At 71.4% G+C, this 12952-nt stretch carries 2 protein-coding genes; one reads left to right on the forward strand and one right to left on the reverse strand.

Annotation, left to right across the window (positions count from 1 at the left end; translation table 11 throughout):
• Positions 1 to 9: 9 nt before the first annotated feature.
• Positions 10 to 12261: a filamentous haemagglutinin family protein gene (locus BKK80_RS23960; RefSeq protein ID WP_162287357.1), complete on the forward strand. Its 12252-nt coding sequence runs from the start codon at positions 10 to 12 to the stop codon at positions 12259 to 12261.
• A gap of 67 nt (positions 12262 to 12328) precedes the next feature.
• Here BKK80_RS23960 and BKK80_RS23965 read toward each other — a convergent pair whose 3' ends face one another.
• On the reverse strand, positions 12329 to 12778 hold the full coding sequence (locus tag BKK80_RS23965) for a hypothetical protein (protein WP_236903942.1): 450 nt from the start codon (positions 12776 to 12778) through the stop codon (positions 12329 to 12331).
• Between the last annotated feature and the right edge of the window lie 174 nt (positions 12779 to 12952).

Below are 12952 nucleotides of genomic sequence, written 5' to 3' on the forward strand. Positions count from 1 at the left end.
GACAGGCGCGTGCTGCGCAGGGCACCGATGGCCCAGGCCGCTGTGCTGATTCTCGCCAGCGGCGGGATCTGGAGCACGGCGCAGGCACAGCAGGCCTTCAGCAGCGCATGGTTCGCCGCCAAGGGCGCGGCGCAGAGCGCGGCACAGCAGACCGGGCGCCTGCCCAACGGCATGCCGGTGTCGGCGCTGGCGAGCCCCTCGGCGCAGCAGCAACAGGCCAGCGCCGAGCTGCAGCGTTCGCTGGCCAACCTGGGCACGGCCGCGCAGGGCATCGCGGCGATGCAGGCTGCGCAGGCCAGCGCGCGCGCGGCCGCCGCGGCGGCCAACGCCACGGTGCCGGACGGGCTGGCCGAGGGCGGCCTGAAGATCGACACCAACAGCCTCACGCAGGGCTGGGTCAACGCCAACGCGCCGGCGCAGACGGTGGCCGACGGCAAGACCACGGTGGCGATCCAGCAGACCGCGGACCGCGCGGTGCTGAACTGGGAGACCTTCAACGTGGGGCGCAGCACCACGGTGGATTTCAAGCAGCAGGCGGACTGGGCGGTGCTGAACCGGGTCAACGACCCGCAGGCGCGGCCGAGCCAGATCCAGGGGCAGATCCGTGGCGACGGCACGGTGATGATCGTCAACCGCAACGGGGTGATCTTCAGCGGCACCAGCCAGGTGGACACGCGCAACCTGGTGGCGGCGGCGGCGCGCATCAGCGACGGGCAGTTCAGCAGCAACGGCATCTACGGGCTGAACGGCACCACGCCGAGCTTCACCGACGCGCTGGGCAAGGTGGAGGTGCAGGCCGGGGCGCGCATCGCCACGCGCGCGCCGGCCACGGTGACGCAGGGCGGGGGCTATGTGCTGCTGCTGGGCGGGGAGGTCGGCAACGCGGGCACGATCGCCACGCCGCGCGGGCAGGCGGCGCTGGCGGCGGGCGACAGCTTCGTGATCCGGCGCGGGGTGGGCACCGACGGCAACACCACGTCGACCACGCGCGGCAACGAGATCTCGCCGCAGTTCGTGGCCAGCGGTGGCACGGGCAGCGCGGGCAAGGTGGCCAACAGCGGGCTGATCCTGGCCCCGGAGGGTGACGTGACGCTGGCCGGGCGCGACGTGCAGCAGCTCGGGGTGGCGGTGGCGACGACCACGGTCAACACGCGCGGCACGGTGCACCTGCTGAACTCGGCGGCGGACACGCAGGGGCGGGTGACGCTGGGGCCGGGGGCGGTGACGGCGGTGCTGATCGACGACGACGGCAAGACCACGGCGCTGGACAGCCAGCGCGACGCGCTGATGCAGGACTCGGCGGCGCAGGACCTGCTGCGCGCGGGGGCGGCGTCGGGGCTGTTCGACAACCTGTCGAAGCTGTCGGACCGGCGCGACCAGTCGCGCGTGGAGATCGTCAGCGGGGGCGACGTGCTGTTCCAGGGCGACTCGCTGACGCTGGCCACGGGCGGGCAGATCGCGGTGAGCGCGACGGGGCGCAGCTTCGTGGCCAACCGGGCGCAGCTGGATGTGTCGGGGGCGGTGGGCGTGGCGCTGGCGATGGACACCAACAACGTCAAGATCAACGTGCAGGGCAACGAGCAGCGCGACGCGCCGGGCAACCGCGACAGCGGGAACCTGCTCAATGCGAACGTGTGGATCGACCGGCGCCGGCTGGTGTACGTGCCGGCGGGCGTGGGCGGCTACGCGACCGAGCGCTGGTACACGGGAGGCGGGCTGCTGGAGGTGGGCGGCTACCTGGGCAACCAGGGGCACCGCATCGGCGAGTGGGCGGCGCAGGGCGGGACGGTGACGCTGGGCGGCAAGGAGGTGGTGACGCAGGCGGGCTCGTCGATCAACCTGTCGGGCGGCAGCCTGGACGTGCAGACGGGGTACCTGAAGCAGACCTGGTTCAAGGCGGCGGACGGGACGCTGACCAAGGCCGACAACGCGCTGGCGGGGGTGTTGTACACGGGGGTCTACACTGGCTTCGACGACGAGCACCCGCGCTGGGGCAAGACGGCGATGCAGTCGTACGCGAGCCCGCTGATCGCGCCGCAGCAGGTGCTGCAGAACGGCTACACGGTGGGGCGCGACGCGGGTCGGCTGCAGGTGAGCGCGCCGACGGCGGTGCTCGAAGGCGAGGTGGTGGCGCGGGTGTTCAACGGGGCGCAGCAGACGCAGGCGCGCGCGGCGGGCCTCGCCGACGGCTACAAGCAGGGGCAGTACGCGGTGGCGCAGGCGGGCGGGCTGGCGCTGGGGCAGTACACGGGGCCGGGGCGCACCGGGGTGTTCACCAGCGAGGTGAAGATCGGCACCGAGGTGGGGGTGACGCCGGGCATGGGTGCGGCGGATGCGCTCGACCCGCAGCGGCAGAACACGGTGTGGCTGGACGCGGGCATGCTGAACGGCTTCCGGCTGGGCGTGCTGGACCTGGCCAGCGGCGGACGCATCGTGGTGAGCCAGCCGCTGGCGCTGGCCGACGGCGGCCAGCTGAGCCTGGTGGCGCCCAAGGTCGACATCGATGCCAACCTGACGGCGCACGGCGGCAGCGTGACGGTATCCAACGAATTCACGCGCGCCGGTGATCGCTATCCCGGCGCGCTGATGGCGGCCGATGGCACATCGAAACTGACGCTCGCGGCAGGCAGGACGATCGACGTGCGCGGAGTGTGGACCAATGCGCGCATCGATCCGGCCGGACTTGCCGGGCTTGCCTATGTCAATGGCGGCAGCGTTACGATCGACGGCTCGCAGGACGTGACCATCGCCGCCGGCAGCGTGATCGACGTCTCGTCCGGCGCGGCCATCCTGGCCAGCGGCAAGACCGTGGGCGGCAAGGGCGGCAACGTCACGCTGATCGCCGGCGACGTGTCCGGCGGCACCAGCGCCGTGACCGGTAATCTGGTGCTGGACGGTGCGATCCGCGCGGCCGGCGTCAGCGGCGGCGGCACGCTGACCTTGTCTTCGCCGAACAATGTGCTGGTCGGCGAAAACGCCTCGCTGGCCGGCGGCGTGCTGGCCGCCGGCACGCCGGCGCCGCTGCGCATGCAGCTCACGCAGCCGCTGACCATTGCCGCCGGGCAGCCCTTGCCCTTCACGCTGACGGAGGTGCACAACACGCTGCCGCTGGACGTTCCGGTTCCCGTCGACATCGCGGTATCGGGCGTGCCCGCCATCCCGACCGCGGCAGACTGGGTGGTCCCGAGCGGGATGAGCCCGTTGAATGCCAGGGATGGCAATGGCAACATGGTCTATTACTTTCCCGGCCAGCGGATCCCGGCGGGAACGCTCATCACCGGGGTGGCCGGCCTGGGCACGATCGCGGCCGGTACGGTGATTCCCTCCAGCGTCTTCCCGCAGGGCCTGCCGATCACCCCCTACAACCTTGTCTATGCCACCGGCTCGGTGCAGGCGCAGGACATGACCTACCAGGCGGGCACCGTGATTCCCCCGGGCACGGTCCTGCCGCAGACGGTGTCGGTGGCGCCGGCCCCGGCGCTCAGCCCCGCGTTCTTCCGCGCGGGCTTCTCCAACTACGACATCAATGCCGGGCTGGGCATGCTGGTGGCGGGCTCCGCCATCGCGCCGGCGATGCCGGTGTACCGCATCACCGCCGACAGCCTCATGGCGCCCTCGGGCAGCGATCCGTCCGCGGCGATGTCCTTGTGGCTGCCGCCGCTCTATGCCGAGCATCCGCAGAGCGCCACGCTCACGCAGCGCGGGGGCGCCAGCCTGACGCTGCGTTCGCAGACCCGCAGCGCGAACGGCGTGCTGATAGGCGGCGGGTCGATCGTCATGCAGAAAGACGCCTCGATCACCGTCGATCCGGGGCAGGGGATCAAGATCGACGCCACCGGGCAGATCGATATCGAGGGCAGGCTGACGGCGCGCGGCGGCAGCATCAGCCTGCTCAACGAAGCGGACGGCTCGCTCGACGCCCTGCGCAATTTCGATGCGGCCGGGGTCGGGCGCGGCGTGTCGGTGTGGGTCGGCCCGAGCGCCAGGCTCGATGTCTCGGGCCAGGCCTACGCAGCGGTGGATGCCCAGGGGCGCCGCTATGGCACGGCCATGGATGGCGGCACCATCAAGGTGAGCGGGGGCACCGCCTTCGTGGTGGTGCGCCCGGGCGCCGAGCTGGGCGCCGATGGCACCCGCGTCGTGGTCGATGCGGGCACGGTGGACACGCGCGCCGCGCCGGGCGGTGCCGTCACGCTGGCGAGCAATGGTGGCGCCATCTCGCTCGATTCGCTGAGCGGGATCTACCTGGACGGCACCTTGCATGCCGTCAGCGGCGGAGCCGGGGCGAGCGGCGGCAGCCTGTCGATCGCGCTGCTTACGCCCTATTTCTCCAACCTGGGCGGCGTGCTGCCGGCCAACGTCCTGGTGCCGAGCACCATGACCGTGGTGCAGGCACAGCCCGCGCCGTCGCTGCCCGCGGATCTCGCCGCGGGCACCAATGCCGCCGCGCTGGCCCTCGGCCGCGCCACCGTCAGCGCGGACGCGGTCAAGGCCGGCGGCTTCGACGCGCTGGCGCTGAGGTCCGGCGACTACATGCAGTTCTCGGGGGATGTCTCGCTGGCGCTCGGCAAGAGCGTGTCGCTGACGGCGGGCGCGTTCACCTCGGGGCCGGTGCTGGCGGCGCCACCCGATGCCTCCACGCCGCCGGCAAGGGGCAGCGTGCGCATTGCCGCGCCCTATGTCCTGCTCAGCGGGGTGCCGGTCATCGTGCCGGACGGCAACAGCAGCGGCACGATCGGCAACCCGCTCGCCGCGGCGGCTCCGACCGTCGCCACCTTCGAAGTCGACGCGAAGCAGATCGATATCCAGGGGCTGCTGGCCTTCTCGGCCGACATCGCCCACTACGATAGTTCGATCTTCGGCTTCGTCCACACGCCGTCGCCCGGCTTCCGCACCACCCGGCTGGCCAGCCAGGGCGACATCCGTTTCCTGCCCACCACCGTCGACCAGGGCACCACGCTGGCCAGCGCCTGGGACATCGACCTGCAGGCCGCCCAGGTGTACCCGGCCACCAATGCGAGGGCCACCGTCATCGCGGGGCAGGGCAATACAAGCAATGCGGGCAATGCGGGCAATGCCGGCTACGTGGCGAAGCTGACGATCGGGCGCACCACGCCGGACGTCCCGGACGCTCCCTTGTCCGTGTTCGGCAGCCTCACTTTGCTGGCGCCGATCATCGAGCAGGGCGGCATCGTGCGCGCTCCCTTCGGCGCCATCACGCTGGGCAACCACTTCCCGGCGACGCAGCGGGTGGACCTGCTGCCCGGCAGCCTGACCTCGGTCTCGATGGCAGGCCTGGCCATCCCCTATGGCGGCACCGTCGACGGCGTGACCTACAGCTACGGCGGCACCAGCGTGCGGCCCCTGGACCTCACCGGTTTCAGCGGCAACACCACCTTGCGCTCCGGGGCCGGGATCACGCTGGACGCGCAGGCCGTCAACGTGCAGGGCGGGGCGACGCTGGACCTCTCCGGCGGCGGCACCCTGGCCGGCGCGGGCTTCGTCTCGGGCCGCGGCGGCTCGGTCAACATCCTCACCACGCCGCTGGTCAATGCCAACCCGGCCACGCCGCTGAGCAAGGCGAGCGACAAGGTCTACGCCATCCTGCCGGGCTATGCTTCCGGCTACGCGCCGGCGGCGCCGGAGAACGGCGCCGGCGACCCGGCCATCGGCCAGCAGATCACCGTGGGCGCGGGCGTGCCCGGCCTGCCGGCGGGCACCTACACGCTGCTGCCCTCCAACTACGCGCTGCTGCCCGGCGCCTACCGGGTGGAGCTCGGCGCGGGCAGCGGCAAGCCGCCCGGCGGCGTTGCCGCGATCGGCAACGGCACCTATGCCACCGCGGTCCAGAGCGGTATCGCCAACACCGGCTTCCGCAGTGCCTTGCCGCTGACGGCGCTGATCACGCCGGGCTCGGCGGTGCGCCGCTACGCGCAGTACAACGAGCAAGGCTACGCCGACTTCTTCACCGCCAGCGCGGCGCAGTTCGGCGGCCTGCGCCCGCTGCTGCCGGGCGACGGCAAAGTCCTGCAGATCAGGTTCGAGCAGCCGATCTCGCAACCGGGCATGGCGGCGCTGGGCTTCGCGGGGACGGCGCGGCTGCAGGGCGACGCAGGCGGGATCGACGGTTCCGTGGCCCTGGCGAACGTGGGCGAGATCGTCGCGGACGCCGCCACGCCGGGCTTCAACGGCGTCTCGGTGCGTGCCGCCGACCTGAATGCGATCGCGTCCCCGCGACTGCTGGTCAACGGTACGGTGGGCGTGGTCAACGGCACGCTGATGTTCCAGGGCGGGCAGGACCTTGCCATCCGCGACGGCGTCACCCTCCAGGGCGGCGAACTGGTGCTGGTCGGCGGCAATATCGGCGTCGGCAACAACGTGACCCTGAGCACCATCGGCCAGGGCCGGGCGCCGTTCGACTCGGCCTCCACCGGCATGGGCTACTCCACCGGCTACGGTACCTCGGTGCTGGCGCTGTCCAACGGCCGGCTGGACTTTCTCGGCTCGCAGGGCACCGGCGCCATCACCATCGGCGCCGGGTCGCAGCTGTACTCGGAGGGCACGCTGGCGTTCGCCACCAACGGCGGGGTCAACATGGACGCGGGCGCCCGCTTCGGTTCGCGCAATATCGCGCTGGCCATGAACACCGTCAACGTCGGCAGCAGCGCCGACATCGCCGCGGCGGGCGCCCCGGCCGGCCTGCAGTTCGACCAGGCGCTGTTCAACCGGCTGGTCAGCGGCGATCTGCCGCGGGGCGTGCCCGCGCTGCAGACGATCACGCTGGGCGCGTCCAGCGCGATCAACGTGTTCGGCAGCGCCGGCCTGGACGCCACCGGCACCGGCATCAACCTGGTGCTGAACACGCCCGCGCTCTACGGCTGGGGCGGGGCCGGCGACCATGCCACCATCGCGGCCGGCAGGATCACGTGGAACAGCATCGCCGGCGCCACGCCGCCGGCGCTCGCGGCCGGTGGCCCGGGCACGGGCCTGGGCACGCTGGACCTGGTGGCCAGGGAGATCGACCTGGGCCAGTTCCTGTCGCTGGACAACGCCAAGGTCAGCCGCACGGTCTATGGCTTCGGCAACGTCAACCTGAAGGCCAGCGAGAAGATCGTGTCGGCCGGCAACGGTTCGCTCTTCGTCTACCAGGCGCCGAGCACGGACGCCGGCGCCGTGTTCGGCCAGAGCGGCAGCGGCGGCAACCTGACGCTGGCGACGCCGCTGCTGACCGGCATGCAGAAGTCGATCATGGCCTATACGGCGGGCGGGGCGCTGAACGTGGTGGCGCCGCCGGGCCAGGCGCCGAGCCAGGCGGTCTCGACCGTGGCGGGCGCGGAGATCGACCTGGGCGGCGACAGCGTCGCCATCGGCAGCACCATCCTGCTGCCGAGCGGCAAGCTGGTGGTGAACGCTACCCACGATATCGCGCTGGACGCGGGCAGCCGCATCGACCTGAGCGGCCAGCCATCGACCATCCAGCGGGCCACGGTCTATGGCTTCGGCGGCACGGCCAGTTTCCACAGCGCGCAGGGCGGCGTGGTGCAGGCCGGCGGTTCCATCATCGACGTCTCGGCCACCCATGCCAACGCCGGTGAGATCACGATCGATGCCGGCAACGGGCAGGTCGCGCTCAACGGGACGCTGAACGGCGGCGCGACCGAGGGCCAGGCCAGCGGCGACTTCAGTGCGCGGGCCGGGACGTTCGCCGACTTTGCCGGCCTCAATGCCGCGCTGACCCGGGGCGGCTTCTTCGATGCGCGCAGCTTCACTGCCCGGCAGGGCGACCTGGTGGTGGGCGACGGCGTGAAGGCGCGCCAGGTGTCGATCGCGACGGACGGCGGGCAGCTGACCGTGAACGGCACCATCGATGCCTCGGGCGCGGCCCCCGGCACGATCCGGCTGTCGGCCGGCAAGGGGCTGACGCTGGCAGCGGGCGCGGTGCTCGATGCGCACGGCACGGTGCTGCAGGTGGACAGCTACGGGCAGCCGATCGAGGCGAAGAACCGCGGCCATGTCGAGCTCACCGCGGCCGGCGGCACCCTGTCGCTGCAGCCGGGCGCCACCATCGACCTGTCGACGCCGGATGGCGTGGCCTATGGCGATATCGTGCTGAACGCGCAGCGCGTCGGCGCGACCGTGGCCAGCGCGACCGGCGCGGGGGCTCCGGCCAATGCGACCGGCAACGATGTCGCCATCTCGGCCGCCGGACCGCTCACCCTCCGCGGGGCGCGCAGCATCCTGCTGAACGGCTTCGCCACCTATGCGAACGCGCCGGCCGATCCGGGCGATGCCAACGGCCAGGTCATCACGCAGGGCTGGCTCGATCTGGTCGATCGGGACAGCCAGCTCTTCATGGCCGGTGCGCTTGCCAATGCCGCCCTGCAGGGCCGCCTGGCGGGGCTGTCCGCCTATGGCAGCGCCCTGCACCTGCGCCCGGGCGTGGAGGTGGTGAGCGCCACCTCGCAGGGCAACCTGACGGTATCCGGCGATATCGACCTGGCCGGGTATCGCTATGGTCCCGGCGCCGACCGCGATACCACGTCCGCCGCCTATGGCGCGGGTGAGCCGCTGGCCCTGGTGATCCGCGCCGGCGGCAACCTTGCGGTCAAGGGCAGCATTTCCGACGGCTTCCGGGCGGTCACGGGCAAGCCGGCGATCTATGACGGTATCCTGGATATCACCAACAGTGCCGAGTTCTCCCTCCAGGATGGCTACTGGGGCACGCCGGGGGCCAGCTACGTCGCGTCGAAGGACGTCTATCTGATGACGAGCTGGACGGTGCCGAACGACGACTTCTACAACTACCTCGGCGGCCTCATCGGCTCGGATGGAACCATCTACTACGTCGGCAACACGATTCCCGCCGGCACCAGGCTGTCCGCCTCGGACGGCCTGCTGTTCGAGGCCGGGATCCCGCTGCCGGGTGTCGCCACCACGCTGGTCAGCAATGGCATGCCGGGCGCGCCGGCCGCGTCGGCCGCGGCGACCATGCTGGCGGCCGGTACGTCATCCGCGTCGCTGCGCCTGGTTGCCGGCGCCGACCTGGCCGGCGCGGACCAGCGCGCCTTGCAGACCGTGCGCGCGCTCAACGGCGGCGGCAATCTGACCCTCAACGATCCGAGCTACAACGCGTCCCTGAACGGCACCTTCTTCAGCGTGCTGCGCACCGGCACCGGCAACCTCGAATTGCTGGCCGGCGGCAGCTTCAGCGAGGCCACGCCCTACGGCGTCTACACCGCCGGCACGCAAGCGGCGCCGCTGCTGGCCGCGGACGGCAGCAATCCCTATGACATCATCGCCACGCGGGGCGCCGGCCTGCATGCCTGGTACCCGGAGCATGGCGGCGACCTGCTGCTCGTGGCCCAGCAGGACGTCACGGGCCGCGTGCAGATCGCCGACAACAATTCCCGCTATGTCGATTCGGACCTGAGCGGCAATTGGCTGCGGCGCCAGGGCGGCGGCGCGTCCGCCGATCCCACGGCGTGGTGGATCAACTTCGGTTCCCTGACGCAGACCGCCAGCTGGAAGGTGGATAGCTCGATGACCGGCTTCCAGGGGATCGGCACCCTGGGCGGCGGCAACCTGACCGTGATTGCGGGCCGCAATGCCGGCCTGACCGGCGGCGGCTCGACCGCGCTCGATCTCGCGGTGGCCTCGACCGGGCGCGTATTGGCCGACGGCACGGTGGTCGCCACCGGCGGCGGCGATCTCACGCTGAAGATCGGCGGCGGACTCAACGCGGTGTTGCCGAATACCTCCGTCCAGCCGCCCGACTACTATGGCGCGATCACGAACCTGCGCGGCGACATCAATGTGAATGCCGGCTCCATCGGTGCGCTGACGGTCGTGCAAGGCGGCTCCTTGTTCACGTCGTTCGATCCGCGCGCGGTCGAAGCCAACGTCTTCGAGCGCTCGACGAAGACGCCCGGCCCCACCTTGACGCCGGGCGACGGCGTCGTCAATGTCTCCGCGCGCGGAGACCTGGTGATCGCCGGCGCCGCCGATGCCGGCATGGGCAACGCGGTCGACCAGGCCGGCATTCCCTATCTGCTGCGCAATGCGGACGGGAGCACGACCCTGGTTCCGACTGGCGGCTTCTCCGCCTTCACCCTCTGGACGCCGGCATCGGCGATCCGGCTGTACTCCGCCGGTGGCGATGTGGCACCGTTGCAGGGCGGGGTCTTCGGCAACAGCCTGTCGAACAGCAACGGCTTCTATCCTGGCACGCTGATCGTCGCGGCTGCCAACGGCGACATCCGTTTCGCCGAGCCCTTGGCGGGGCTCACGTATCCGGTGCTCGAACTGGTGCCGTCGCCGCGCGGCCAGCTCGAGCTGCTGGCGGCGGGCTCCATCTACGGATCGAGCCAGGTGGTGGCCATGTCCGGCGCCGGCATGAGCACGCTGGCGACGCCCTTGCGCCCGGTCTTCGAAACGTCGGTCAATGGCGGCGGCACGAACAATGCCAGTCCGACCTCGGCCTATCTCGGCTTTACGCGCAGCAGTCCGATCGCGTTCGGCCCGGACACGCCGCTGGGAAATCTCCATGCGGGGGATGACCTGCCGGCGCTCGTCTATGCCGGCAAGGATATCGTCGACCTGACGCTCGGGCAGGTACAGAACCCGCCGCCGGGGTTCGGCCCCGGTTCCTTCCAGCCGTTCCCCACCACCTGGTACGCCGCCGCCAAGCCGTTCCAGGTCATCGCCGGCCGCGATATCGTCGGCACGGGTACCACGGCGAGTACCTTCTTGAACCTGGATGCGGGCGACATCACGCTGATCCAGGCCGGCCGCGATATCTTCCGCCAGTCGGTGACGATCGCCGGGCCGGGCCTGCTGCAGGTCCAGGCCGGGCGCAACCTGTACCAGGGCTATGACGGCTCGCTGACGAGCGCGGGCGACGTGGTCAACGTGTCGAACAAGTCGGGCGGGGCCGGCATCACGGTGCTGGCCGGCGTCGGCGCGAACGGCCCCGACTACGCCGGCTTCGCCCGGCTGTACTTCGATGCGGCGAACCAGCTGAACGCCGGCACGCCGCTGGCGGGCAGCGGCAAGGTGGCGCACACCTACGACACAGAGCTGCTGGCCTGGCTGCGGCAGCGTTTCGGCTACCAGGGCACGGCCGCCGCCGCGCTGGCCTATTTCCTGGCGCTGCCCGGCGAGCAGCAGGGTGTCTTCGCGCGGCAGGTCTATTTCCAGGAGCTGCTGCTGGGCGGGCGCGAGTACAACGATCCGGCGAGTTCGCGCTACGGCAGCTACCTGCGCGGGCGCGAGGCGATCGCGACGCTGTTCCCGGGCGCCGACGCGCAGGGCAGGGCGATCGCCTACCAGGGCGACATCACCATGTTCAGCAGCATCACGGGCTCCAAGACGGTGAACGGCCAGGCGGTACCCGTGACGACGGACGCCGGCATCCACACCAACTTCGGCGGCGGCATCCAGATGCTCAATCCGGGCGGCAAGACCCTGGTCGGCGTGGAAGGCGTGCCGGCAGGGACCGGCGCCGGCCTGATCACGCAAGGGTCGGGCGATATCGCTCTGTACTCGAAGGGTTCGATCCTGCTGGGCCTGTCGCGCATCATGACCACCTTCGGCGGCAGCATCCAGGGCTGGTCGTCGGACGGCGACATCAACGCCGGCCGGGGGGCCAAGACGACCGTGCTGTACACCCCGCCCAAGCGCGTCTACGACGCGCTGGGCAATGTCACGGTGTCGCCGAACGTGCCGTCCTCGGGCGCGGGCATCGCCACGCTGAGCCCGATCCCGGAGGTGCCGCCGGGCGACGTGGACCTGGTGGCGCCGCTGGGCACCATCGACGCGGGCGAGGCGGGCATCCGGGTCTCTGGCAACGTCAACTTCGCGGCGCTGCAGGTGGTGAACGCGGCCAACGTTCAGGTGCAGGGCAAGTCGACCGGCCTGCCGGTGGTGGCCAGCGTCAACGTGGGGGCGCTGAGCAATGCCAGCGCGGTGGCTTCCCAGGCGGCGGCCGCGGCGCAGGATGCGATGACGCGCGAGCGTGCCGCGCAGCGCCAGGGCCTGCCGTCGATCTTCACCGTGCGCATGCTCGGCGGCGACGTATCGCCGGCCGCAGACGGCGAGCGCAGGCCGGCAGCGGGGCTGCAGTCCGGCATGCCCTATCGCTACGACCCGTCGAGCCCCGTGCAGATCGTCGGTCTCGGCGGCAAGGTCGACCCCCGGCTGTGGGCGCGCCTCAGCGACGACGAGCGCCGCCGCCTGCAGCAGGCGGCCGAGCCGGCGCACTGAGGCCGCCAGCGTCATGGTCCCGGCGAAAAGCGCCGGGAGGGGCGCCGGGAGGGGCGCAGGGCGGGGCTCAGGATCCGGGCCGGATCAGCGGGGACGGCGGCGGTGAAGCGGCGGGGCGCTGCGGCGTGACCGAGGTGCCGAAGGTATTGCCCATGCGCTGGGAGGTGGCCGACCAGTTGAACACGCCGAGCTGATTGCCCGGCCGCTGGGCGATGGCTTCCGACTCCGGTTGCCGCGGCGGCCTGGCGCCCGCCGCCGAGGCGGCGGGCTTGAGCTTGTCGGTCAGGCAGTCGTAGGACGGCGAGCGCATGCCGTTGACCTCCACCTCCACGCAGCCGGCCGCGTGCCCTGCCATCTCTTCCCGTGTTTCCAACTCCCTGGCGGCGGGCGCGGATGCCGCGCCGGCCGCCAGGGCGGATCCCGCCAGCGCCGCGCCGATGGCGCAATGCCGCCAGCCCTTCCCCGTTCGCTTGATCATCGCGTCCTCCATGGTCATGTCGATGCCGGCTTCCAGCATAGGCCAGGCGCCGTGTTCCTGCAGCGAGCATGAAATCTTCGTGACAAACGCTAGGCAGTGCGACGCCAGCCCGTCTAGAAGGCTGTGCACGACGTCGGCACGGTTGCGGGCCGGCGTTGCGGGAAGCGGCTTCTCCAGTGGATCCCGGTGGCCCCACGGCGGCAGTGCAACGGC

Source organism: Cupriavidus malaysiensis (assembly GCF_001854325.1).
GTDB classification, from domain to species: domain Bacteria; phylum Pseudomonadota; class Gammaproteobacteria; order Burkholderiales; family Burkholderiaceae; genus Cupriavidus; species Cupriavidus malaysiensis.

Excerpts from the sequence above, each read along its gene's own strand:
- BKK80_RS23965 (WP_236903942.1), bottom strand. The coding sequence starts at position 12,778 with ATGCTGGAAGCCGGCATCGACATGACCATGGAGGACGCGATGATCAAG.